Here is a 23,340-nt window from a genome sequence, read left to right on the forward strand (position 1 = left end):
GAGCGGCTGCGACAGGCTCACTCAGGCGAGGTGGTTGTTCCACATCGAGAGCGCCGATCCGATCGCCATGTGCATGTCCAGGTACTGGTAGGTCCCCAGCCGTCCCCCGAAGTGGACGCCCTTCTCCCCCTTGCTGAGCTCGCGGTAGGCCAGGAGCCCGGCGCGGTCCTCGGGCGTGTTCACCGGGTAGTACGGTTCGTCGTCTCGCGTCGCGAAACGCGAGTACTCGCGCATGATGACCGTCTTGTCGGCGGGGTAACGGTCGGCCCGCTCGGGGTGGAAGTGCTTGAACTCGTGGATGCGGGTGTACGGGATGTCGGCGTCGGCATAGTTCATGACACTCGTGCCCTGGAAGTCGCCCACTTGCAGCACCTCCTCCTCGAAGTCGAGGGTCCGCCACGACAGCGCGCCTTCGGTGTAGTCGAAGTAGCGGTCGACGGGGCCGGTGTACACGACGGGGACCTGTCCCACGGTCGCCGCCTTGTGCAGCGGCTGGGTCTCGTCGAAGAAGTCGACGTTCAGCTTGACGTCGATGCGCGGGTGGTCGGCCATCCGCTCGAGCCACGCCGTGTAGCCGTCGACGGGAAGTCCCTCCCACGTGTCGTTGAAGTACCGGTTGTCATAGGTGTAGCGGACCGGGAGGCGCGAGATGACCTCGGCGGGGAGGTTCGTGGGGTCCGTCTGCCACTGCTTCGCCGTGTAGTCGCGGATGAACGCCTCGTACAGCGGGCGCCCGATCAGGCCGATGGCGCGCTCCTCGAGGTTCGTTGCCTTCTTCGGGTCGAACTCCCCCGCCTGCTGGTGGATCAGCGCACGCGCTTCGTCCGGCGAGAACGCGGCGGTGAAGAACTGGTTGATCGTCCCGAGATTGATCGGCAGCGGGTACACGACGTTCTCATGATTGGTGTACACCCGGTGCACGTACGACGTGAAGTCGGTGAATCGGTTGACGTACTCCCACACCGTCGGATTGGAGGTGTGGAAGAGGTGCGCTCCGTACCGGTGCACTTCGATCCCCGTCTCCGGCTCGTCCTCGCTGTAGGCGTTGCCGCCGATGTGGTGACGACGGTCGATCACCGTGACCTGACGGCCGGCGGCTGCCGCGCGCTCGGCGATCGTGAGGCCGAAGAAGCCCGATCCGACGATGAGGAGATCCATGCAGGGTCGCTTTCTGGAGAGGGCGGGGACCCTGCCAGTCTATTCGGCCGGCCGTGGGTGGCCCTGGTCGGCCAGCCGCGCCAGGCGGATGACATGCCACGCACGGTATGCGGCGGTGCCCAGGGCGACCAGGAGCAGGGCCGCGGCTGCGCCGACGACACCCAGCCACCACGTGAGGGCGGCGAACAGTGGTAGCCCAACGATGGCGGCGGCGATCGAGGACCACGCGAGATGGCGCACTCCCCCCAACGCGACGAGCCCGGCCAGGCCTGCCACCTGAGCCACGGCCTCCGCCGCGAAGGCCAGTCCGAGCAGGATGGCGGCGACGACGGGGATCCGCACCTCCCCCACGGTCAGGAAGGAGGAGACCGGGGGAGACAGGACCGCGATGCAGAGGCCGCCGACCAGCCCGATCGCCGCGCCCAGTTCCAGCGTGCGACGCGCCCGGCGGCGGGTCTGCTCCCCCGCCGTCTCCGGCACCCAGCTCTGCACGGCCTGCAGGATGGGGCCGAGCGCCAGGACGGCGTACTTGTACAGCCGGTCGGCGATGGCGTAGACGGGCAGCACTGCCGGCGCCACGATCTGCACCAGAGTCGGGGGCAGCGTGGAGTAGATGCTCCCCGAGACCATGGTCGCCGTCCCGCCCAGCTGCGAGGAGTAGAGGGAACCCAGCGAGCGGCGGGCGCGCCACGAAAGCGGACCGTCATCGGCTCGCGTGAGGACGTAGCCGGCCGACAGGATCGACCCCAGCACGGCGAAGGCCGCCACTCCGGCGAGGTAGGCGGTCAGGTCGGGCCACATCAGGACGGCCACCAGACCGGCGACCTGCCCGACGATCAAGGGCAGGGCGTCCAAGAAGAACAGTGCGGCCGGACGGTTGCCGCCGATGAAATACCACGCCGCCCCGATGCCCGGCGCAGCGTAGGCCACGGCGCTGAGCAACGCGTTCACAAGCCCCTGTCCGGTCACGAGCATGCCGAGCACCGCCGCAAGCGGGATGGCGACCACGAACACGACACCCCGGGCCACGAGGGAGTCGAGGTAGAACTGCCGGCGCTCGTGTCGTGGACGCGCAGCCACCATACTGGGGCCGGTCGCCCCCCACCCGAAGGCGACGAGGATCGCGAAGAACTGTCCGATCGACTGCAGGACGACCAGGACGGCCCACTGCCGCGCTCCCACGGTGGCGACGAGGACCGGGATGGAGAAGACGCCCACCACCGTCGAGGCGAGGATCGGTGCGGCGAACAGGATGCTTCGGCGCAGAAGCTCGTGGCGCAGGAGGGCGCCGAGCCTGGTCATCGACGCGCCCTCGAGGGCGCCATGATCCACTCGAGCGTGGCGGGGTCGATCTTGCCCAGCACGCCCCGCCGCGCGTCACGGCGCCCAGCGCGTACCGCCCGCAGTTGCGATCGACGGTCGGCGGAGAGGACGATGCAGCCCGCCACCATCTCGAACATCTTGCGGCTGCGTCGCCGCATCCACTGCGGCCGGTGATGGGCGTAGCGACGGTTCAGGACAGTGCTGTTGCGCACCATGTAGTACGTCCGGAACGGCGAGTGGTACAGCACGTGCCGGGGTTTGCCGGCGAGCACGAGCTGCCGTCCGAAGATCCGGATCGGTTGCAGCTCCCCCAGCCCGTGCTCGATCTCCGCTTCGTCGACAACGGCGAACGAATAGCCGAGTGCATCTGCTCGCAGCCAGAAGTCGGAGTCGACGGCGTCGATGAACAGCTCCTCGGCGAAGGGACCCACCGCGTCCAGGACCGCGAGCGGGATGAGCTGACCGGACTGGATGGGGTCGAAAGGCACGTCGTCCATGTCGCGCAGCACCGCGGCCCCGCCGGCCGAGGAGGGCACGGCGCCCGCGACGAGCCGCCCGCTGTCGGCACGCGACTGCAGCGCAGCGAGCATGCGGGCGACGTACCCGTCGGGCACGGTGGAATCCTGGTCCAGCGTGAGAATGTGGGTGGCGTCCAGGCCGCGGGCCCTCTCGACTGCGACGTTGAGCGCGTGAGCGATTCCGGAGTTCGCCTCCAGTGCCACCTGTACGACGCCCGGAAGGTCGAACGCGGCAGAGGGGAGGGAGCCGCTGCCGTCGTCGACGAGCACCACCGCAGCCACCTGCTGCCGCAGGGCCCTTACTCGGGCGGGCAGGTCGCTGGGGGCGCGGAAGACGGGGATCGTGGCGACCACGCGCGCAAGTCCGGCTGGGTTCATGGGCTGGGGCAATCGTCGGGGCCGCGGCGCGCACGCCGGGGACGACGCGATGTCGTCGACAGTCGATCCTAGGCGAGCCGATCGGGCATCAGCTGACCGTACAGCGCCCGCACCCGCCGGCCGAACGCATCCATGCCGTACACCTCTGCCGCCCACTGCCCTCCCGCTGCGGCACGCTCCGCATGTGCGCCGCGCAGAGCCGCCACGACGAGGTCCGCGAACCGGACGGGGTCGTCGGTGACTCCCACGAAGACGTCCTCCCGCTCGATGCCCTCGGCACCCACGGGAGTGGCCACGATGGGGAGCCCACGCACGAGCGCGTCGACCGTCTTGAACTTCACGCCTGCCCCCGTGAGCACCGGTGCGACGAACACCCGCGCCGCCGCGTAGTAGGGGTCCAAGGAAGGGACGAAGCCGGTGAGTTCGGCCCGGTGGGATTTCGCCACCAGGCGCCGCAGACCGCGTCCCGGGCCGGATCCGGCAGCGACGAATCGGGCATCGCCGACCTGCTCGATCACGCGCGGCCACACCTTCTGCAGGAACCAGCGCACCGCCCGGTCGTTGTCGGGCCTGCCGAGCGCACCCGTGAAGAGCACGACGGGTTCTTCCTCGCTTCCCTCGGCGGGCGTCGAGCCGAGGCGGAAGCCGGGCGCCACCACGACCGGGTGTGCGGCGGGAGCGAGCTCGCGCACCAGCGCCGCGTCCTTCTCGCTGAAGACCACGATGCGGTCGGCCGCCGAGAAGTCGGCGTGCTCACGGGTGGCGCTGCGCCGCGCCGCCACGGAGTAGGCGGTCCGCGCCAGCGGGTTCTTCGTCGCGCCGGCGGCGCGGTTCCACCGCTGGGTGATGACGTCGTGCGCCACGATCACAAGTGGCTTCTCCGGGAATCGCGCTCGGATCAGCGGCGCGAGCGACGCCATCTCCGACCACTGGAATTCGACCACGTCGGCGTCGGCGATCAGCTGCCACGGCCATTCCGGCGTCGCGGTCGCGCGTCGGAAGAACCCTTGCGCGTCACTCCCCCGCCAGGCCGAGGCGAGGTCGGTCAGCAGCTTCGCCCGCCCGGCGCGGAGAAGGCCTGTCCCTTCGATGAGAACGGCCTCCGGGGGCGCTCCCGGCCGCGTCGCGGCGTCGCGGTTGGCCGTCGTGGAGGGTGCCACCGCGACGAGCCGCGCGATCCCGGAGAGCGCGTCGAAATGATCCTTCGCATACTGCCCGCCCGCGTGGGGGATGCCGTCGTACGGGATATACTTCGTGACGCTGACGATCAACGGAGTGTGACCATCGCGGACCGACTTCCGCTCATACTTCGCCACCGCAACAGCCTACGCCCGCCCCCAGGGCTCCCCGCCATGACTGCCTACGCCGCCCTGATCATCGCCTATCGCCGCCGCGACCTCGTCAACGGCGTGCTGGCGCGACTGGCCACCCAGTCCCAGCCACCGGCCGCTGTCGTGATCGTGGACAACGCCGGCGACCTGGGCGAGGTGGAGATCCCCCCGGGACTCCGCGGACTCGTGCAGGTGGTGACAAGAGCCGACAACCCGGGCTACGGCGCAGCGGTCAACGAGGCGAGGCGGGCGGTACGCGACAGCGTGCCCGCCCTGCTCGTTCTCACGCACGACGCCGAATTCGACGTGCACCTGGCCGAACGGCTTTCAGAGACGCTCGCATCCGCACCCGACATCGGGGCGGCCGGCCCCGTCTTGCGGCGTGTCTCCGATCCGGGGACCATCTTCTCCGCCGGCGGACGGCTGACCCGCGGCGGTCGCGCGACCCATGTGACCCGCGAGCCGGACACCCGGGTGTCGGACGTCGATTGGCTCGACGGCGCCATTGTGATGTTCCGCCTCGACGCCCTCGACGCCGTGGGCGGCGTCGACGAGGAGTACTTCTTGTATTTCGAGGACGTCGACACATCGTGGCGCCTCGCGCGTGCCGGGTGGCGCACCGTGATCGACCGTGACGCCCATGGGGCACAGGAGCCGGGTGAGCATCCCGTGTACCTCGGCATGCGCAACATGGCGCGCTTCGCGCACCGCGCCGGCATCCCGCGCTGGTCGCGCGGCGCGGCAGCGCTGCGCCGTCTGAGCGAGGTGTCCGTCTCTTCGTTGCTGCGCCGTCGGCCCGCCGGCCTGACGGACGGCTGGCGGGGATGGCGCGACGGTCTGCACGGTGTGTCCGGCAAGCCCGCGGAACGAGGTGATGACGGTGGACGATGAGACCATCGACATCCTTCTCCCCCACTATGGCGACGTCGAGTATCTGCGCCTGGCGGTCGACAGCGTGCGCGCTCAGACCGACACCCGCTGGCGCCTCATCTGCGTCGACGACGCCTCGCCTTCCTCTGCGGGGCATGAGTGGATCTCATCGTTGGACGACCCGCGCATCGTGGCGATCCGCAACGAGGAGAACCTGGGGGTCGCGCGCAACTTCGCCCGCTGCCTCGACCTGTCCACGGCGGAGTGGTTCGTCATGATGGGCGCCGACGACGTGATGATGCCGCGCTATCTCGAGACGGTTCGCCGGGCGGCCGCGCGGACCCCAGCTGCCGACATCGTCCAACCCGGGGTCCAGGTCATCGACGATGATGGGAAGCCTGCTCACCCTCTCCCCGACCTCGTCAAGAATCTCTTGCGCCCCCGCACGCGCAACGGCGACCGGGTGCTCGTCGGAGAGCCGTTCGCAGTGAGCCTCGCGCGGGCCGACTGGGCGTATTTCCCGTCGCTCCTGTGGCGGCGCGCCAGCGTCGCCGTCCACGGATTCGACGCCAGCTACGACGTCGCGCTGGACCTCGCTCTGCTTCTGGATATCGCGATGGCCGGGGGCACACTTCGGGTCACGGACGATGTGTGCTTCCAGTACCGGCGGCACGCGCGCTCGTTCTCCCAGGCGACCGCCGTGAGCGGACTCCGGTTCGACCAGGAGCGACGCTTCTTCCAGCACTACGCGGGACGCCTGCGCTCCCGCGGCTGGAACCGCGCGGCACGGGTGGCGCGCCGGCGGACCGTCTCACGACTCAACGCCGCCGCGGAGTCGGTGGTGGCACTGTTCGGCGGCCGGATGCGTGACGCACGTCGGCTGGCCGCCTACGTGGTCCGCTGACCGGTCTCCTGATCGCCATCCGGGGCGTCCCGGTCGACCGAAAGACGCTCGACGGCCGCCGACAGGGTGTCCATCTCCGCCCGCAGGATCGCCGTCTCTTCCGCCACGCGTCGGATCTCGTCCTCGGCGCGTGACAGTTCCCACGACAGGTGGAGGGAGACCCCCAGCAGCAGCACGATGGCGAGGGTGAACAGCAGGTTGGCGGGCAGTTGCACTCCCAGGAGCGCCGTCGCGGCGGTGAGCAAGCCGGGGAACAGCCCGAGGACGAGGACGGCCAGTCCGATCACGAGCCACATGACGGCGTACTTCTCGCGGATGGAGCGCCTCAGCAGCAGAATCATCACGATCGTCAGGATGATGAGTGCGAGGGCGACTGCGCCGATGACCGTCATGCGGGGGGCTCCGTTCGACGACGACGGGGGCGCAGTACGGCGAGCCCCAGGGCGAAGACCGACCGGAGAAGGTAGATCGTGGCGCCCACGGCGTTCTGGCTCGGCCGGCCGGTGGCGCGCGGCCGCATGGCGACGGGCACCTGGGTGACCCGCAGGCCGCCGTGCACGGCGGCCACGAGGGAATCGATCGTGTCACCGAGGTACTCGGCGGGGTAGTACCGCACGTATTGATCGATGGCTCTGTCGTTTGCAGCGCGGAAGCCACTCGTCACGTCGGTCAGACGCGTCTTCGCGACGTTCGAGAGCACCTTCGCCAGGACGACCATCGCCCACCTGCGCGGTCCTTTCACGGGGTAGTCCCCGACGTCGGCGAATCGTGCGCCGATGGAGATGTCGGCGTGCTCCAGACCGTCGAGGACGCGCGCGATGTCGGCCGGGTTGTGCTGACCGTCGGCGTCGACCTGGATCGCTTTGCGGTAGCCGTGCCGGCGGGCGTAGGTGAACCCGGTGCGCATCGCACCCCCCACGCCCAGGTTGAACGGAAGGGTGAGCACCACGGCCCCCGCGTCGCGGGCGACCTCGGCGGTGGCGTCCGTGGAACCGTCGTCGACGACGGCGATGTCGTACGGACCGGCCTCTCGGATGCCGCGTACGGTGGCGCCGACGTTGTGCTCCTCGTTCCACGCCGGAACGATGACCAGGACACGTTCCACGCTTTCCGACATCCTTTCCATGGTATCCGCAGTGCCTGGACGAACGATCATCAGCCGCACCCGACCAGTTCGAACAGGCGTGCTTCGCCGACCTGGTCGCGCAGCACCATCGAGGGCGACTCGGAGAGGTTCTCGTAACCGGGATACGCATGGTGGCCGTCGTGCACCTCCTCCGGGCTGAACTCGAGCACGAAGCGCACTCCGAACTCATGGGCGAGTTCACACGTGTCGTCTCCCGCCGTGCTGGATCCGAGTTCCGCGCCCAGTTGGCGCAATCGCTCGTCCTCGTAGCTGAGCAGATGCGGCGTCAGGACGGGGCGGTCGCCCAGCGCGTAAGCCAGCGATGTCCCCGTCCAGGGGTTGCCCGCCACGACAGCGCCAGGCGGAACGTGCGCGTCGAGGCGCTCCAGCAGGGTCCGCTCGTCCTGGGAGAGCAGCGGGGGGTGTCCGGAATCGTCGAAGTTGCGCTGCGCGGACGCGATCGCCGCCGGCACCGGTGACAGCGGAGCCGCTTGGCTGACGGCCAGGCCGACGAGGGCACCGACGACGCCGAGCACCGGCAGAGCGACACGCCGACGCGGTACCGGGATGCGCCGGGAGATCGCGTGCGCGAAGCACGCGATGCCGTAGGCCCCCAGTGGCACGGCGCCCAGCGGCAGGAGGGCGGCCAGTCGCGGGATGTTGTTGTACCAGCTCCCGGTGAAGATGTCACGGAGCGGGATGATGGGAAGGCTTGCCACGATGATGAACAGCAGCAGCGCCACGAGGAAGATCCCGGCTGCCAGGATCGCCCCGCGCGAGCGGTTGCGCACCGTGAAGAAGAGTCCGGCCAGGACGGCGACGGCAGCCACGACGGGCACGACGCCGTACCATGCGGAGCCCACGAGCCCCTGGACGAAGGCCTCCCCCATCGACGACTGGATCGCCCATCCGCGGGCATCGGCGGGGGGCCGCAGGATGCGCAGCAGTGCCGCACCGGCCACGAGATAGACGGCGGCCGCCACGAAGACTCGCACGCGCGCCTGCCGGGAGCGGGCTCGCCTCACCGAACTCCAGCCGAGCAGCGCCGCGATGGGGGTCGACAGCGCGAGCCATGCGACGAACCCGCCGGGGTGCGCGAGAGCGATGCCCCCCAGCGTTGCGGCGAGCAGAAGGGCGCGCTGCCACGACGACGCCGCATCCCGCAGCCGGCTCCACCCGAGGACGTGGAGGGTGAGGGCCAGGGCGACGGGGACGAGGGCGAGGGAGAGCTGATACGGGTAGAGCACGCCGTAGTCCAGCAGCAGGATCGGGAAGACGGGCATCGCGACGCTGAGCAGTCCCGCCCCCACCGTGGCTGCGGGGGTGCGGCCGAACAGCGCGCGCGTGAGCACGATCGCCGCCATGGGCCACACGAGCGCGCAGACGACGATCACCGTGGCGTTCACGGCGACCGGGAGGGTGACTCCCGACAGCTGCACCACGAGCGCGACGAGCGCGTGCCATGCGCCGGGGTAAAAGGCGAGGCCTTCGCTCTGCGCCGTGATCTGTCCGAGCGTCAGGGACGACGCCGACCCCGTGTCCAGGATCCACCGCACCGCGTTGAGGTGGAAGACGTTGTCGAACGTCTGGGAGATCGCGTCGGGCGCCCCGATGGACAGCATCACCTGCGTCGTGGCGACGCCCGCTGCCACGAGGACGGTGCCGGTCAGCCAGAGGTCCACCCGCCGCCGCGACGCCGCCGCCTTCCTCGATCGTCGCCCGCCGACGGCGCGGCTCAGTGCCGCCGCGACGACGAGGGCGATCAGCGCCGGGATGACCGACCACGCCAGCCCCACCCAGGGCGCCACGACGCTCGCGACTGCGATGACGGCCACCGTCAGCGCAGGGCCGGTCGCCAGCAGAGCGAATCCGCGCAGCCCACCCGCCCACCCGACCACACCGCCGATGAGGAACAGTAGAAGCGCGGCGACGACCGCTGCCGCAACCAGTTCAGTCCACATCGAGTGCAGATCCCTTCCCCATCACGCTCACCGCTCCGCCACCACCAGTTGGGACGCTTCCGGGAAGGCGCTTCGCCAGCCCGGAGTCAGGACACGGTCGGTGCGAAGTTCGTAGGCCGCCTCGGCGACCGGATAGTCGAACACCTGCACGCGCCCCCACGCCGCGCCGAAGCCGTCCATGTCTCCTGCGAGCGTGCGGATGTCGGCCAGGCGGGAAGCGCCGGCGAGGATACCGCCCCGCCCCGGCGACCAGGGGTTCATGTCCCACGCGAAGTCGCCCCACGACGTGGCCCCTGCCGGCGGCTCGACGATCCCGTTCGAGATGGCCGGGGGCGTCGTGCACGCGAACCAGAACGACATCAGCCAGTGGACCGAGACCGGCGTTCCGGGAGGGAACACCTGCGCGAAACTCCGCGCGGGGGCCACCAGCGGATCGCTCACCGCAAGCCACTGTCCGGGCAGCTCCGTCCTCGTCTGGGCGACGAGCCGGATCTCCTCGGTGTCTTCGGTGACCAGTGGCGACAGCAGCAGAGTGCGCCAGCCATGACGGTCGACCTCATCGGTGAGGGGTGCCGTCGTGATCTCGCCGGATCCGTCCCGTCGCTCCAGGGTGAGCTTCGTCGATGCGTCCCGCGTCAGGTGCCCGGCGACGGCGACGACCAGCTGCTCCCCGTCGGCGAGGGGGGGCACATCGAACCAGCCGGACTCGTGCGAGCCCACGGACGGGACGCCGTCCTGCAGGCTCGTCCACACCGATGAGCCGGTCGCCAGAATCGGCTCGGTCGGCGTGCCGTCGGGCAGGCGCTCGGGGATGCCCTCCGGCGCGCCGGCCTGCGTGTCGACGGCGGGCGCGACCACACCGCCGGCCGCATCCCACGTCGTGATCGCCTCCTCGAGCAGGCAGTCGCGCGCCAGCGGATCGCGGACGTTCGCCGCGGAGGTCGAGAAGTCGTCCCATCCCCGCGCCGCCGCGATGCCGAAGGTCCCGAACATGTAGACCCCGATGAGGGCGAAACAGGTCACGGGGACCGCCGCGGCGAGGATCGGCAGGCGGACCGGCGTGCGCCGCACCCGCGACAGCGCGAGCAGGACTCCCACGCTGACGACGACCACACCGACCCACAGTGCGGGCTGGGCGAACACGACCGGGCCGACACCCGGAGCCTGCCCCCAATCCGACAGGTGGGCGTTCCAGGAGAACCAGTTCTGAGGGCCCTCCAGCGCCAGCAGCACGGGTGGGAGGAGGGAGGCGGCGAAGATCGATGCGAGGAGCCACCGCTGACGGGCGGTGGGCAGTGCCGCCAGGACGCGTGCCGGGAGGACCGTCAGCATCCAGGCGACGAACACCGCCCCGATGACTGCCATGGCTCCGAAGTGATGCGACCACTTGCTGGTGGTGATCCAGATGAGCACGAACCCGACGGCGAAGGTCCACCCCATGAGGGAGGCGGCGTCGCCGATCAGTCTCGTCCGCGCTCGCAGATCCCACGCCCACGCGATGAGGAACCACAGCACGAGGACGAGCGCGACGAGCACCACCGCTCGCTTGACATATGTTCCCTGGGGCCCGTTCTCCAGCAGCAGACCGTACCGACCGAGTTCGTCGGTCCAATCCAGCGGTGTCTCGACGGCGGCGAAGCGGCGCTGCCCGTTGATCGCTTCGAACAGCGCGCCGTCGTGGAAAGCGGCGATGAGGGCGAACGCCCCGCCGCTGATGATGGCCAGCGTGCGGCGGGCTCCCGCCCGCCATCCGTCGCCGGACAGCGCACGCCACAGGGGAACGATCCCCACCAGCAGCGGGCCGAACGCGACGACCCCGGTCGGGTGAGCCGCGAAGCTCAATGCCCCCACCGCGGCGGCCACGAAGGCGGGGAACGCGCGGCCGGTGCGTACCGAGGTCACGACCAGCACCAGGACGGCCATCGCCCCGACGGCCGCGACCGCCTCGGGGCGGACACCGATCGCGAAGGCACACCACCACAGGACGGTGACCATGCCCGCGACGGCGAGGAACCCGGCGCGGACGGCTCCGGCGACCTCCAGATGGCGCCTGACGTAGTACCGGATCAGCATCCACCCGCCCACGGCGGCGATGAGTGAGGGGATCCGCAGCCAGACCGCGCTGACGGACACCGTCTGCCACAGATCGAGGAACTGCCAGTACCACACGAAGGGGACGAAGGTCTGATTGAAGATCTGGTAGTACATGCCGACGTAGCCGGCATCGGAGTTGTTGCGCGCCATCACCGCGTAATAGCCGTCGTCGGCGGTCATCGGCCCGATGAACACCCACAGCACGAGCGCCCCCACGACCGCGACGTCGACGGCCGCGACGGCGACCCGCACCCACCGCCCCTCGCCGTCGTCCCGACGCCGACGGGCCGCACGTGGAAGCGGCCGCGCGCGATCGTCACGGATCAGCAGCACGGCCACGGCGATGAGTGCCAGCGCGGCGACCACGAGGATGAGGAGCTTGAGCGGGGAGGCGACGGTGTTGTTGTCGTCGAGCACCTGAACCGTCGCCTGGAACACGGCACCGGTGGGGAGCTCCTGCACATCGGTGAGCAGGCCGTCGATCTCCGGGGGCACCTCACTCTGCCAGGACAGCACCGGCTCCCCGTCGCGCTCCAGCGTCATCCCTTCGATGCTCGAGCGCAGGTGCCACGATCCCGGCTCGATCACCACGGTCTGCGCGCTCTGGCGCAGGGTGACCGTGAGAGTCGCCCCGTCCGTCTCCAGGACCAGGCCCGCCGCTCGGGCGGCGGGTCGGTCGGTGCGGACCGTGGACAGCAGCAGGCCGCCACCGTCGGCGGCCGCCTCCAGCGCGGCCCCGTCGAACTCCACGTCGACGGCGTGCGGGGTGAGGTTGGCCAGAAGGAGCGCAGTAGACCGGACGTCGTCGGAGGCCTGCGGCCAGCGCACCTCGACTTTGCTCTGCAGCACCGGCGCGAGCGCGAGGGCGAAGCCCGCCACGATCGCCACGAGCGAGGCGACCAGGAGGGCGGCGCCACGCCGCCGCGCGACTAGGTTCAGGGATCTCACGGACATCCGAATCTCTCGAGTGCGGATCTGGGGCAGCCGAGCAGACACGACGGTCGCAGGTGCAGCCGCCCCATTGTCGCAGGCATCCGCTGAGAACCCGATCCGCGCGGCCGGTGTCGGCCCGATACCCTGTCCCGGTGCCGAAGCCACCGTCTCCCCCGCAGGTCGCCGGCATCGCGCTGGCCTGCACGGTCGTCGCCGGTGTGCTCACCTACGTCCTCCTCGCGATCATCTCGCGGTCGCTGCCGGCCGCGGAGTTCGACGAGTTCTCGGTGTTCTGGTCCCTGGCTCTCATCGTGGGGTTCGGCGCCTTCCTCCCCGCCGAGCAGCTGCTGGCGGCGCGCCACGGCACCCTCTCACGCCGGACCGCCGCCGCCGCCTGGCGCACGTCGTGGGTTCTCGCAGGGGCGGCGGTCGTCATCGCGTGCGTCGCGGCCGCCCTCCCCTTCCCGCAGAACCCGGTGTCCATCCCCGTCCTCGTGGGGCTTGCGGCAGTCGCCGTGGTCTCACCGCTGCAGTACGTCACGCGCGGTCTGCTCCTCGCCTTCGGGCGCCAGGTGACGTTCGCCCTCGCTCTGGTCGTGGACGCGGCGCTGCGAGTGGTGCTGGCCGCGGGGATCGCCGTGGCGGCGATCGGTCAGCCTGCACGCGCGGCCCTGTTCATGGTCGCCGTGGCACTGGCCATCGCGATCGCCCACGTCGCCGTCTATCCGCGCGGCGCGCCGTTCGGCCCGGACCCGGTCGGTGGCGAGTCCTTCGCGCGCCCCATGCTCACGCTCCTGCCCCAGGCCCTCTCGTCACAGGTGCTGGCCAACGCCGCCCCGCTGATCGTCTTCGCCCTGGGGCCGGTCGGGGCCGCCGGCGCGTTCCAGGCGAGCTTCACGCTCGCGCGGCTGCCCCTGTTCCTCATCACACCGGTTCAGGCGATGCTCGTGCCGCCCTTCACCGTCATGCTCCGCGAAGGGCAGACCGTCCGGCTGCTGGCGGCGATCCGCACCCTCGTGCTGGGTGTCACCGGTCTGGCTGCCGCGGGCGCGGTGGTGGGGTACCTGGCCGGACCATGGGCGGTGGAGCTCATCTTCGGTCCCGGCCGCGCCCTGCCCCCGCTGGACCTCGGGATCCTCGTGGCGGGCGTGGTGTGCATGGCCGGCCTCATCGTCTTCACCCAGGCGGTGATCGCCGCCGGTCGCCACCGCCTGGCCCTCGCCGCCTGGTCGGGCGCTCTGGGGGCGGCGGTGGTGACGGTCGTGGCCGCCGGGACCTTCCTCCCGATCGAGCTCGCCTGCTCGATCGCGCTCCTGCTGTCGTCCCTCGCCGCGCTGGTGGGCAGCGCGCTGTCTCTTCGCACGCATCTCACGAGAGGATGACCGGATGCGCATCCTGATCACGCTCAACTACTACGCCCCGTATGTCAGCGGCCTGACCAATGTCGCGCGCGATGTGGCCGAGGGGCTGGCGGCGCGAGGGCATGACGTGCTCGTCCTCACCACGCAGCACGACCGCTCACTCCCCCGGTCCGAGACGATCAACGGCGTCCGTGTCCGCCGATTCCCCGTTCGGGTCCGCCTGGGCAAAGGCGTGATCGCGCCGGGCCTCGTGCCCGCGGTGATCCGAGCCGCACGGACGGCGGATGTGGTCAACATCCACGCGCCGATGCTGGAAGCCGGACCCATCGCCGCCGGAGCCCGGCGGGCAGGGACGCCCGTCCTCTTCACGTACCAGTGCGACATCGCGATGCCGCCCTCCCTGCCCGGCCGTCTCCAGTCGCGGGCCATGGATGCCTCGACGACGGCGGCGGCGGGCAACTCCCGGGCCGTGATCGTCTCCAGTTCGGATTACGCGGCGCATTCGCGGGTGTCGCGCGCTCTCGCGCGCAATCAGCTCGTCATCCCCCCGGGATGCCACGATCGCCGCGGCGGAACGGGACGGTTCCGGGAGGGCGACGGGCTGCACGTCGGCTTCCTCGGACGCATCGTGGAGGAGAAGGGCATCGAATACCTGGTCCGCGGGTTCACCGCGCTCGCCGACCCCGAGGCGCGGCTGCTCATCGCAGGCGACTTCGCCAACATCGCCGGCGGGTCGGTCATCGAGCGCGTGCGCGAGGCGATCGGCCGCGACGAGCGGATCCGCATGCTGGGCTTCCTCGCGGACGAGGACCTTCCAGACTTCTACGCGTCCCTCGACACCTTCGCGCTGACGTCCGTGAACTCCTTCGAGGCGTTCGGGATCGTCCAGGTCGAGGCGATGATGGCCGGAGTGCCGGCCCTGGTGACCGACATGCCCGGCGTGCGCACCCCCGTGCAGGAGACCGGCTTCGGAACCATCGTGCCGCCGCGTGACTCCGCGGCGATCACCGCAGCGCTGCGGAAGCTGCCCACGCTCGCTCTGCCCGCGGACGGACCGGAGCGCGCGCGGGCGCTCTTCGCCAACGAGAGGGGCGTCCAGCGCTACCAGGAGCTCATCGACGAGGTGCTCGAAGAAGCGGAGAGGGCCACCCGGTAGGGTGCTTAAGCGCCGTCGCACCGGACGGCGGTTCCCATCGGAAAGCGGACGCCATGCCTCGCGCGCTCATCACCGGCATCACGGGACAGGACGGCCTGTACCTCGCCGAGCTGCTCATCTCGAAGGGCTACACCGTCTACGGCCTGATCCGCGGGCAGAACAACCCGAAGATCGAGCTCGTGCGGCGCACCGTTCCCGACGTGCGCCTGGTCACCGGCGACCTGACCGACGTCTCGAGCCTGGTCCGGGTCCTGTCCGAGGCGCAGCCGGACGAGGTGTACAACCTCGGAGCGATCTCCTTCGTCGCCTACTCCTGGGAGAACGCGGCGCTGACCACCGATGTGACCGGCAAGGGGGTGCTGAACATCCTGGAGGCCACGCGGCTGTACGCGGGCGATGATCCGTCGTCGGTTCGGTTCTACCAGGCATCGTCGTCGGAGATGTTCGGCAAGGTGCAGGAGGTCCCCCAGCGCGAGAGCACGCTGCTGTGGCCGCGGTCGCCGTACGGCGTGGCGAAGGTCTTCGGCCACTACATGACCATCAACTACCGCGAGTCGTACGGCATGCACGCCTCCAGCGGAATCCTGTTCAACCACGAGTCGCCGCGGCGCGGGCCCGAGTTCGTCACGCGCAAGGTGACACGCGCCGTCGCCAGGATCGCGCACGGGCTGCAGGACACGCTCGTGATGGGCAATCTGGACGCACAGCGTGACTGGGGATTCGCCGGCGACTACGTGGAGGCGATGTGGCTCATGCTGCAGCAGCCCCATGGCGACGATTACGTGGTGTCGACCGGAGAGACCCACTCCATCCGCGAGCTGCTGGATGCGGCGTTCGATGCGGCCGGCATCGCGGACTGGGAGCCCCACGTGCAGCAGTCGCAGGAGTTCATGCGCCCGGCCGAGGTCGATCTGCTCGTCGGCGACGCGGCCAAAGCGCGTGAGGTGCTCGGATGGGCGCCGAAAGTCGGCTTCCGGGAACTCGTGGCCATGATGGTCGAAGCCGATCTCCGAGACGCTGCCGCCGAGGCCCGATGAACCCCGGGGCCCGCGTTCTCGTCACCGGCGCGACCGGACAGGACGGCTCCTACCTCCTCGAGCGGCTCCTCGAGCGGGACGCATCGGTCACCGCCGTCACGCGCCCCGGCGATGAGCTGACCGCCGGGCTGCCCGCCCAGGTCCGACCCCGCACGGCCGCGCTGGACGATGCGGAGGCGCTCCGGCGGGTCGTCCGCGACGCCTCGCCGCAGTACATCTTCCACCTCGGAGCGGTCTCCTCCGTCGCGGCATCGTGGGAGCGGCCGGCCGAGACCATGGCGGTCAACACCGTCTCCACCGCGGCCCTCCTGGAGAGCATGGCGTCGGCGGAGGGTGCGCGCCTGGTCCTGGCCAGCAGTTCGGAGATCTTCGGCAACGCGGCTGAGTCGCCCCAGACGGAGGCCACCGCCATCCGACCCGTGACACCCTACGGCGTCTCCAAGGCCGCTGCGCATCAGCTCGTCTCTCTCTGGCGCGGCCGCGGGTCGTTCGCATCGACGGCCATCCTCTACAACCACGAATCACCGCGGCGGCCGGAGACGTTCGTCACCCGGAAGATCACCGCGGGAGCCGCGCGCATCGCGCGCGGCCTGCAGGACCACCTCACCCTCGGCGCGCTCGACGCACGCCGCGATTGGGGGTGGGCTCCGGACTATGTCGAGGCCCTCCTGACCATCGCCGATGCGGAGGAGCCGGATGACTTCATCGTCGCGTCAGGTCGCTCGCACTCGGTCGCGGACTTCGCCGAAGCGGCGCTGCGCGCGGCCGGAGTCTCCGCGACGGACGGACTGATCGTCTCCGACCCGCGCTTCGTCCGGCCCGCCGACGTCGCCGAGATGGTCGGGGACGCGTCCCGCATCCGTTCGCGTCTCGGCTGGAGCCCGACGGTGGACTTCGACGGCCTGGTCCAGCGGATGGTGGCACACGATCTCGCACTCATCGACCAGGCCGATCCGGCCCGCTGACCCCTCAGCCCAGGGGTAGGTAGAGCACCGCCACGAGTGTCAGCACCCACACGAGCGCGAGCACCTGGAGCAGGCGGTCATGCAGGGCGATGTCCTCGGGTGCTTCCGCGTCACCGGCGTCGATGTGCTGGCAGTAGCGGAGGATCGCGATGACGAACGGCACCAGCGTGTAGGCGAGCAGCGTGTTCGTTCCGTACTGCCCGCCGGTGACCGCCCACATGCCGTAGACCAGGATCACGATCGTCGCCGCGGACTGCCAGACGAATCGCAGGTAGGTATCGGTGTACTGCTTCAACGACCGCCGCGACCTCGCCCCGTCATGCGCGCCGACGAGCTCGGCGTACCTCTTGCCGCCCACCATCAGCATCGAGCCGAATGCGGCGACGAGCAGGAACCAGTGCGACAACGGCACGCCCACCGCGACGCCGCCGGCGATGGCGCGCAGCAGGAACCCGGAGGAGACGATCACGATGTCGATCACGGCGACGTGCTTGAGCCAGACGCAGTAGGCGACCTGCAGGAGCAGGTATACACCCACGACGACCGCCAGCGGCCAGCCCACGAGGGCGGCGGCGGCCACCGCCAGCGCCATGAGCGCGATCGCGACCGCGTACGCCAGCCGGATCGGCACGATGCCCGCCGCGATCGGACGCATCCGCTTGGTCGGGTGCTCACGATCCGCGTGGACGTCCAGGGCGTCGTTGAGAAGGTAGACCCCGGATGCGGCCAGACAGAAGGACGCGAAGGCGACCGCGATGCGCCACAGGCTGCCGCCGTCCACGAGCACGCCGGCTGCCAGCGGCGCGGCGAGCACCAGAAGGTTCTTCAGCCACTGGCGCGGGCGCGCCGTCCGCACGATTCCAGCGAAGACGGTGGCGACTCGCCGGGGTGGCTCGTCCGCGAGGAGGTCGGGATCGGAAATGGGCTGCTCCTGCAAAGTCGGGTGTGGATCAGCGTAGCGTCCGGGCCGCGCGCTCCCCGGTATCGTCGAGGCGATGGTTACGCGCAGCACGTCCGACCGGCAGGTTCACCTCGTCCGGCATGGGGAAGTGGACAACCCGGGCGGCGTCGTCTATGGGCGCCTGGAGGGGTTCCCGCTCACCGACCGCGGCCGCCACCTCGCGGCCCTCGCCGCCGAGGAACTGGCCGGCCGGCACCGGCCGATCGCGGCCCTGTTCACCTCTCCCTTGTTGAGGGCGAAGCAGTCCGCGGACCCGATCGCTCACGCGTTCGCCCTGTCGCCCCAGGAGCGGGTCGGCCTGCTGGAGGCCACGAGTCTGCTCGAAGGCAAGGCATACGACGTCAGCCTGTCGATCCTGGCCCGCCCCTCGGCGTGGCGATACCTGGTCAATCCGTTCAGACCCTCCTGGGGCGAGCCGTTCGCAGACGTCGCCGTACGCATGGGCCGCGAGCTGCAGAACGCGTTCGCTGTTCCAGGGGAAGGCGACGTGGTGATGGTCTCGCATCAGCTCCCGATCTGGATCACCCACCGCGTGGCCACGGGACGGCGTCTCGCGCACGACCCCCGACGTCGACGGTGCGCCCTCTCCAGCATCACCTCGTTCCAGATGCGGGACGATCGCCTCACGGAGGTCGGTTACTGGTGCCCTCCCGCTGCGTGAGACGATGATGCGGTGAAGGGCATCATTCTTGCGGGCGGTTCGGGTACTCGGTTGCACCCGATCACGCTGGGCGTTTCGAAGCAGCTGATCCCGGTGTACGACAAGCCGATGGTCTACTACCCGCTGTCCACGCTCATGCTCGCGGGCATCCGCGACATCCTCGTGATCACCACGCCGCACGATGCCCCGTTCTTCGAGCGTCTGCTGGGCGATGGGTCGCAGTTCGGGGTGAACCTGACCTTCGCGCAGCAGCCGTCACCGGACGGCCTGGCGCAGGCGTTCACGATCGGGGCCGACTTCATCGGCGACGACAAGGTCGCCCTCGTCCTGGGTGACAACCTGCTGTATGGGCCGGGCCTGGGCACGCAGCTGGCGCGCTACACCGACGTCGAGGGCGGCGCGGTGTTCGCGTACTGGGTCGCCGAGCCGTCCGCGTACGGCGTGGTGGAGTTCGACGACGCGGGCCGGGCGATCTCGTTGGAGGAGAAACCCGCGCGGCCGAAGTCGAATTACGCGGTGCCGGGTCTGTACTTCTACGACAACGACGTCGTCGAGATTGCGCGCGGTCTCGCCCCCTCCGCCCGCGGCGAGTACGAGATCACCGACGTCAACCGGGCATACCTGGAAGCCGGCCGGCTTCAGGTGGAGGTGCTCCCCCGCGGCACGGCATGGCTGGACACCGGCACGTTCGACCAGATGACGGATGCCGCCGATTACGTCCGGACGATGGAGCGGCGCACGGGGATGCGGATCGGTGTTCCCGAAGAGGTCGGCTGGCGGCAGGGATTCCTCTCCGACGAGGAGCTCCGCTCCCGCGCGGAGAAGCTCGTGAAGTCGGGGTACGGCACGTACCTGCTGGAACTGCTGGAGAGGGGCCGCTGATGGGTCGTCGTCTGCTCGTGACCGGTGGAGCCGGGTTCATCGGCTCCAACTTCGTGCACCACGTCGTCCAGCACACCGATGACGAGGTGGTCGTGCTGGACAAGCTCACCTACGCCGGCAACCGCGCGTCTTTGGCCGGGCTGCCTGAGGACCGGGTGGAGCTGGTCGTCGGCGACATCGCCGACGCCGCGCTCGTGGACGACCTGTTCGGGCGGGTGGATGCCGTCGTGCATTACGCCGCCGAATCCCACAACGACAACTCCCTGAACGACCCGCGGCCGTTCCTGGACACCAACATCGTCGGCACCTACACGCTGCTGGAAGCCGCCCGCCGGCACGGCACCCGCTTTCACCACATCTCCACCGACGAGGTCTACGGCGATCTGGAACTGGACGACCCCGCCCGCTTCACCGAGTCCACGCCGTACAACCCGTCGTCGCCGTACTCCTCGACCAAGGCCGGCTCCGACCTGCTGGTGCGGGCGTGGGTGCGCTCGTTCGGGGTGCAGGCGACGATCAGCAACTGCTCCAACAACTACGGGCCGTATCAGCACGTGGAGAAGTTCATCCCCCGCCAGATCACGAACGTCATCCGCGGCATCCGCCCCAAGCTCTACGGCGCTGGCGAGAACGTCCGCGACTGGATCCACGCCGACGACCACTCCTCCGCCGTCCTGACGATCCTCGACAAGGGCGAGATCGGACAGACCTACCTCATCGGTGCCGACGGCGAGAAGGACAACAAGACCGTCGTCGAACTCATCCTCACTCTCATGGGCCAGCCCGCCGACGCGTACGACCACGTCACCGACCGCGCCGGCCACGACCTGCGCTACGCGATCGACTCCACCAAGCTGCGCACCGAACTCGGATGGCAGCCCCGCTACCGCGACTTCGACGCGGGTCTGGCGGCCACGATCGACTGGTACCGCGCCCACGAGGACTGGTGGGCGCCGGCCAAGGACGGCGTCGAAGCCTTCTACGCCGCCAAGGGCCAGTGACCGTGGGGATCGAGTTCGGCAAACCCCTCACCGCTACCACCACCCCCATTCCGGGGCTGGTGGTCTACGACCTGCCCGTCCACGGCGACGCGCGCGGCTGGTTCAAGGAGAACTGGCAGCGCGAGAAGATGGTCGCCGCCGGACTGCCGGATTTCGGGCCCGTGCAGAACAACATCTCCTTCAACGACGAGGTCGGCACCACCCGCGGCATCCACGCCGAGCCGTGGGACAAATACGTCTCCGTCGCCACCGGCCGCATCTTCGGAGCGTGGGTCGACCTGCGTGAAGGCCCGACCTTCGGAGCGGTGTTCACGACCGAGCTGGATCCCTCCCGGGCGATCTTCGTCCCCCGTGGCGTCGGCAACTCGTACCAGACCCTCGAGCCGAACACCGCGTACACGTATCTCGTCAACGACCACTGGTCCCCCACCGCGGAGTACACGTTCCTCAACCTCGCCGACGAGACGTCGGCCATCGTGTGGCCCATTCCACTGGATCAGGTGCAGATCAGCGAGAAGGACAAGAATCACCCGCGCCTCGCCGACGTCACGCCGATGGCCCCCCCGAGGATGCTGATCACCGGCGCGAACGGCCAGCTCGGGCGCGCGCTGCGGGCGGAGTTCGGGGACCACCCGCACATCGAGTACGCCACCCGCGACGACCTCGATCTGACCGCAGCCGACCTGGACACCGCGCGGCGGTGGCGCGACTACGCCACGATCATCAACGCCGCCGCCTACACCGCCGTCGACAAGGCCGAGACCCCCGAAGGTCGCGCCGAAGCATGGGCGGCGAACGTGACAGCCGTGGCGAACCTCGCCCGGATCGCGACGGCGAACGGGATCACCCTCGTCCACGTCTCCAGCGACTACGTCTTCGACGGTACGAAGGCGGCCCCCTACACCGAGGACGATGCGGTAGCGCCGCTCGGGGTCTACGGGCAGACCAAGGCCGCCGGCGACGCCATCGTCGCCACGGCCCCCCGCCACTACATCCTCCGCACCAGCTGGGTCATCGGCGAAGGGGGCAACTTCGTGCGCACGATGGCGGCTCTGGCCGAGAAGGGCGTGGACCCGCGCGTCGTCGACGACCAGATCGGGCGCCTGACCTTCACCGACGATCTGGCCCGCGGCATCCGCCATCTCCTCACCACGCGGCCGGCCCACGGAACCTACAACCTCACCGCGTCCGGCGACCCGGAGTCGTGGGCGCAGATCGCGCGCCGCGTCTTCGCTCTCACCGGACACGACCCCCGTCGGGTGACCGGTGTGTCCACCGAGGAGTACTTCGCGAACGCCACGGCTCCCGTCGCACCGCGCCCGCGCAACAGCGTCCTCGAACTGAGCCGGATCGAGGCGACGGGATTCCGTCCCTCACCCGGCTCGACGGCGCTGGCCGCCTACCTCGCGCGGTAGGTCAGCCGACGCCCACGACGACGCGGGGAGTGCCCGCCCACGCGGCCGGGTCGGTCGCGTTGCGTCCGTCGACCAGGAGCCGGATGCCCGGGAGGTCGGCAGCCGAGAGTGCGCGGTACTGCGCATGGTCGGTCTGGAGGATGGCGAGGTCGGCGGAGTCGCCCACGTGGTAGGGCTCCAGCCCCATCGCGCGCAGTTCGTCGTCGCTGTAAAGCGGGTCGTGGACGCGCACCTGAGCGCCGCGCTCGGCGAGCGCCTGCACCGTCGGGAACACGCCGGAGAATGCGGTCTCCTTCACTCCTCCCCGGTACGCCGCCCCCAGCACCACCGCGGTGAGGCCGTCGAGGGACCCGAGCAGGTCAGCGGCCCGGGAGACCAGCCGCTCCGGCATCGAGGCGTTCAGGAGCCGGGCCGTGCGGACGATGTCGGCGCCGGGGTCCGTCGAGAGGTACAGGCGCGGGTAGACCGGGATGCAGTGTCCGCCCACGGCGATCCCCGGGCGGTGGATGTGACTGTAGGGCTGGGAATTGCACGCCTCGATGACCTGGTAGACGTCGATGCCGTGCTCGGCCGCGAAGAGGCCGAACTGGTTGGCGAGCCCGATGTTGACGTCACGGTACGTGGTCTCGGCGAGCTTGGCCATCTCGGCTGCTTCCGCACTTCCCAGATCCCACACCCCGTTCGGGCGGGGCAGGTCGACTCGGTCGTCGAACTGGAGGACGGCCTCGTAGAACTCCCGTGCGCGCTGCGCACCGGCATCCGAGAGACCGCCGATGAGCTTCGGGTACTTGCGCAGGTCCGCGAACACGCGGCCGGTGAGCACACGCTCGGGCGAGAACACGAGATGGAAGTCGGTGCCCTCGGTGAGCCCGGAGCCCTCTTCGAGCATCGGCTTCCAGCGGTTGCGCGTCGTGCCCACCGGCAGGGTCGTCTCATACGAGACCAGGGTGCCCGGGGTGAGGTGCTGCGCCAGCGAACGCGTGGCAGCATCCATCCACGCGAAATCCGGGTCCCACGTCGCGTCGTCCACGAACAGCGGCACCACGAGCACGACGGCGTCGGCACCGGGGATCGCGTCGGCGTAGTCCGTCGTCGCCCGCAGGCGACCGGCGGGGACGAGCTCGGTCAGCTTCTCCTGGAGGTGCGCCTCTCCGGGGAACGGCTCGCGCGCGGCGTTGATCTCCGCGACGGTGGTCGCGTTCACGTCCACGCCGATGACCTCATGGCCGGAATCGGCGAACTGGACGGCGAGCGGGAGCCCGATCTTTCCGAGGGCCACGACGGCGATGCGCATGGATTCCATCC

At 70.0% G+C, this 23,340-nt stretch carries 20 protein-coding genes; 10 read left to right on the top strand and 10 right to left on the bottom strand.

What is annotated here, in order from left to right; all coding sequences use genetic code 11:
• Positions 1-21: 21 nt before the first annotated feature.
• The 4 genes from glf to E4V99_RS01415 all read right to left on the bottom strand — a co-directional run bounded on the left by glf (position 22) and on the right by E4V99_RS01415 (position 4,693).
• Positions 22-1,158: a UDP-galactopyranose mutase gene (glf, locus tag E4V99_RS01400; RefSeq protein WP_135064333.1), complete on the bottom strand. Its 1,137-nt coding sequence runs from the start codon at positions 1,156-1,158 to the stop codon at positions 22-24.
• Between the two features lie 39 nt (positions 1,159-1,197).
• Positions 1,198-2,460 carry a hypothetical protein gene (locus tag E4V99_RS01405; RefSeq protein ID WP_135116160.1) on the bottom strand — a complete coding sequence of 421 codons (1,263 nt, stop codon included), beginning with the start codon at positions 2,458-2,460 and terminating at the stop codon, positions 1,198-1,200.
• A complete protein-coding gene (locus E4V99_RS01410; protein ID WP_135064327.1) occupies positions 2,457-3,377 on the bottom strand; it encodes a glycosyltransferase in 921 nt (306 codons plus the stop codon). The genes E4V99_RS01405 and E4V99_RS01410 overlap by 4 nt, the downstream gene beginning before the upstream one ends.
• Before the next feature lie 68 nt (positions 3,378-3,445).
• Positions 3,446-4,693, bottom strand: coding sequence for a glycosyltransferase (locus tag E4V99_RS01415; protein ID WP_167758045.1), 1,248 nt, complete (start codon positions 4,691-4,693; stop codon positions 3,446-3,448).
• A 36-nt stretch (positions 4,694-4,729) separates the two neighbouring features.
• On the opposite strand from E4V99_RS01415, the gene E4V99_RS01420 reads away from it, so the two are divergent.
• Both E4V99_RS01420 and E4V99_RS01425 read left to right on the top strand, forming a co-directional pair.
• Positions 4,730-5,599 carry a glycosyltransferase family 2 protein gene (locus tag E4V99_RS01420; protein ID WP_167747740.1) on the top strand — a complete coding sequence of 290 codons (870 nt, stop codon included), beginning with the start codon at positions 4,730-4,732 and terminating at the stop codon, positions 5,597-5,599.
• Positions 5,589-6,482, top strand: a complete 894-nt coding sequence (locus E4V99_RS01425) for a glycosyltransferase family 2 protein (RefSeq protein WP_209305573.1) — start codon at positions 5,589-5,591, stop codon at positions 6,480-6,482. The genes E4V99_RS01420 and E4V99_RS01425 overlap by 11 nt, the downstream gene beginning before the upstream one ends.
• On the opposite strand, the gene E4V99_RS01430 is transcribed toward E4V99_RS01425, so the two are convergent.
• From E4V99_RS01430 to E4V99_RS01445, 4 genes are read right to left on the bottom strand one after another with little or no spacing between them, the layout of a single operon-like run.
• Positions 6,467-6,874, bottom strand: coding sequence for a DUF2304 domain-containing protein (locus tag E4V99_RS01430; protein ID WP_135064314.1), 408 nt, complete (start codon positions 6,872-6,874; stop codon positions 6,467-6,469). The two genes, E4V99_RS01425 and E4V99_RS01430, sit on opposite strands and share 16 nt — an antisense overlap.
• Positions 6,871-7,599: a glycosyltransferase family 2 protein gene (locus E4V99_RS01435; RefSeq protein WP_135064311.1), complete on the bottom strand. Its 729-nt coding sequence runs from the start codon at positions 7,597-7,599 to the stop codon at positions 6,871-6,873. Before E4V99_RS01435 ends, E4V99_RS01430 begins: the two co-directional genes overlap by 4 nt.
• A 38-nt stretch (positions 7,600-7,637) precedes the next feature.
• Positions 7,638-9,569, bottom strand: coding sequence for a DUF6541 family protein (locus tag E4V99_RS01440; protein WP_135064308.1), 1,932 nt, complete (start codon positions 9,567-9,569; stop codon positions 7,638-7,640).
• Between the two features lie 27 nt (positions 9,570-9,596).
• Entirely contained in the window at positions 9,597-12,617 is a 3,021-nt protein-coding gene (locus tag E4V99_RS01445; protein WP_135116166.1) for an arabinosyltransferase domain-containing protein, read from the bottom strand.
• Between the two features lie 131 nt (positions 12,618-12,748).
• On the opposite strand from E4V99_RS01445, the gene E4V99_RS01450 reads away from it, so the two are divergent.
• The 4 genes from E4V99_RS01450 to E4V99_RS01465 are packed head-to-tail and all read left to right on the top strand — an operon-like array spanning position 12,749 to position 17,115.
• Positions 12,749-13,978, top strand: a complete 1,230-nt coding sequence (locus E4V99_RS01450; protein ID WP_135064303.1) for a hypothetical protein — start codon at positions 12,749-12,751, stop codon at positions 13,976-13,978.
• Between the two features lie 4 nt (positions 13,979-13,982).
• Positions 13,983-15,113: a glycosyltransferase family 4 protein gene (locus tag E4V99_RS01455; RefSeq protein WP_135064300.1), complete on the top strand. Its 1,131-nt coding sequence runs from the start codon at positions 13,983-13,985 to the stop codon at positions 15,111-15,113.
• A 53-nt stretch (positions 15,114-15,166) separates the two neighbouring features.
• Positions 15,167-16,150, top strand: a complete 984-nt coding sequence (locus E4V99_RS01460; RefSeq protein ID WP_135064297.1) for a GDP-mannose 4,6-dehydratase — start codon at positions 15,167-15,169, stop codon at positions 16,148-16,150.
• Entirely contained in the window at positions 16,147-17,115 is a 969-nt protein-coding gene (locus E4V99_RS01465) for a GDP-mannose 4,6-dehydratase (RefSeq protein ID WP_135064295.1), read from the top strand. Before E4V99_RS01460 ends, E4V99_RS01465 begins: the two co-directional genes overlap by 4 nt.
• A gap of 4 nt (positions 17,116-17,119) precedes the next feature.
• On the opposite strand, the gene E4V99_RS01470 is transcribed toward E4V99_RS01465, so the two are convergent.
• Positions 17,120-18,052, bottom strand: a complete 933-nt coding sequence (locus E4V99_RS01470; RefSeq protein WP_282444584.1) for a decaprenyl-phosphate phosphoribosyltransferase — start codon at positions 18,050-18,052, stop codon at positions 17,120-17,122.
• Between the two features lie 58 nt (positions 18,053-18,110).
• On the opposite strand from E4V99_RS01470, the gene E4V99_RS01475 reads away from it, so the two are divergent.
• From E4V99_RS01475 to rfbD, 4 genes are read left to right on the top strand one after another with little or no spacing between them, the layout of a single operon-like run.
• Positions 18,111-18,737: a histidine phosphatase family protein gene (locus E4V99_RS01475; RefSeq protein WP_135064292.1), complete on the top strand. Its 627-nt coding sequence runs from the start codon at positions 18,111-18,113 to the stop codon at positions 18,735-18,737.
• Between the two features lie 12 nt (positions 18,738-18,749).
• Positions 18,750-19,619, top strand: a complete 870-nt coding sequence (gene rfbA, locus E4V99_RS01480) for a glucose-1-phosphate thymidylyltransferase RfbA (RefSeq protein ID WP_135116168.1) — start codon at positions 18,750-18,752, stop codon at positions 19,617-19,619.
• The gene (gene rfbB / locus E4V99_RS01485) at positions 19,619-20,620 is read left to right on the top strand and encodes a dTDP-glucose 4,6-dehydratase (RefSeq protein WP_135064286.1); all 1,002 of its coding nucleotides are present in this window, start codon (positions 19,619-19,621) and stop codon (positions 20,618-20,620) included. The genes rfbA and rfbB overlap by 1 nt, the downstream gene beginning before the upstream one ends.
• 2 nt (positions 20,621-20,622) lie before the next feature.
• The gene (rfbD, locus tag E4V99_RS01490) at positions 20,623-22,035 is read left to right on the top strand and encodes a dTDP-4-dehydrorhamnose reductase (protein ID WP_209305606.1); all 1,413 of its coding nucleotides are present in this window, start codon (positions 20,623-20,625) and stop codon (positions 22,033-22,035) included.
• Position 22,036: 1 nt separating this feature from the next.
• Here the strand turns inward: rfbD and E4V99_RS01495 are convergent, their stop codons facing one another.
• Positions 22,037-23,329 carry a nucleotide sugar dehydrogenase gene (locus tag E4V99_RS01495; RefSeq protein WP_135064282.1) on the bottom strand — a complete coding sequence of 431 codons (1,293 nt, stop codon included), beginning with the start codon at positions 23,327-23,329 and terminating at the stop codon, positions 22,037-22,039.
• Between the last annotated feature and the right edge of the window lie 11 nt (positions 23,330-23,340).

It is taken from the genome of Microbacterium sp. dk485 (assembly GCF_004570445.1).
Classification (GTDB): domain Bacteria; phylum Actinomycetota; class Actinomycetes; order Actinomycetales; family Microbacteriaceae; genus Microbacterium; species Microbacterium wangchenii.

Excerpts from the sequence above, each read along its gene's own strand:
- E4V99_RS01465 (WP_135064295.1), top strand. The coding sequence starts at position 16,147 with ATGAACCCCGGGGCCCGCGTTCTCGTCACCGGCGCGACCGGACAGGAC.
- E4V99_RS01460 (WP_135064297.1), top strand. The coding sequence starts at position 15,167 with ATGCCTCGCGCGCTCATCACCGGCATCACGGGACAGGACGGCCTGTAC.
- glf (WP_135064333.1), bottom strand. The coding sequence starts at position 1,158 with ATGGATCTCCTCATCGTCGGATCGGGCTTCTTCGGCCTCACGATCGCC.
- E4V99_RS01435 (WP_135064311.1), bottom strand. The coding sequence starts at position 7,599 with ATGTCGGAAAGCGTGGAACGTGTCCTGGTCATCGTTCCGGCGTGGAAC.
- E4V99_RS01440 (WP_135064308.1), bottom strand. The coding sequence starts at position 9,569 with ATGTGGACTGAACTGGTTGCGGCAGCGGTCGTCGCCGCGCTTCTACTG.
- E4V99_RS01475 (WP_135064292.1), top strand. The coding sequence starts at position 18,111 with ATGGTTACGCGCAGCACGTCCGACCGGCAGGTTCACCTCGTCCGGCAT.
- E4V99_RS01430 (WP_135064314.1), bottom strand. The coding sequence starts at position 6,874 with ATGACGGTCATCGGCGCAGTCGCCCTCGCACTCATCATCCTGACGATC.
- E4V99_RS01410 (WP_135064327.1), bottom strand. The coding sequence starts at position 3,377 with ATGAACCCAGCCGGACTTGCGCGCGTGGTCGCCACGATCCCCGTCTTC.
- E4V99_RS01455 (WP_135064300.1), top strand. The coding sequence starts at position 13,983 with ATGCGCATCCTGATCACGCTCAACTACTACGCCCCGTATGTCAGCGGC.
- E4V99_RS01405 (WP_135116160.1), bottom strand. The coding sequence starts at position 2,460 with ATGACCAGGCTCGGCGCCCTCCTGCGCCACGAGCTTCTGCGCCGAAGC.
- rfbB (WP_135064286.1), top strand. The coding sequence starts at position 19,619 with ATGGGTCGTCGTCTGCTCGTGACCGGTGGAGCCGGGTTCATCGGCTCC.
- E4V99_RS01495 (WP_135064282.1), bottom strand. The coding sequence starts at position 23,329 with ATGCGCATCGCCGTCGTGGCCCTCGGAAAGATCGGGCTCCCGCTCGCC.
- E4V99_RS01445 (WP_135116166.1), bottom strand. The coding sequence starts at position 12,617 with ATGTCCGTGAGATCCCTGAACCTAGTCGCGCGGCGGCGTGGCGCCGCC.
- E4V99_RS01420 (WP_167747740.1), top strand. The coding sequence starts at position 4,730 with ATGACTGCCTACGCCGCCCTGATCATCGCCTATCGCCGCCGCGACCTC.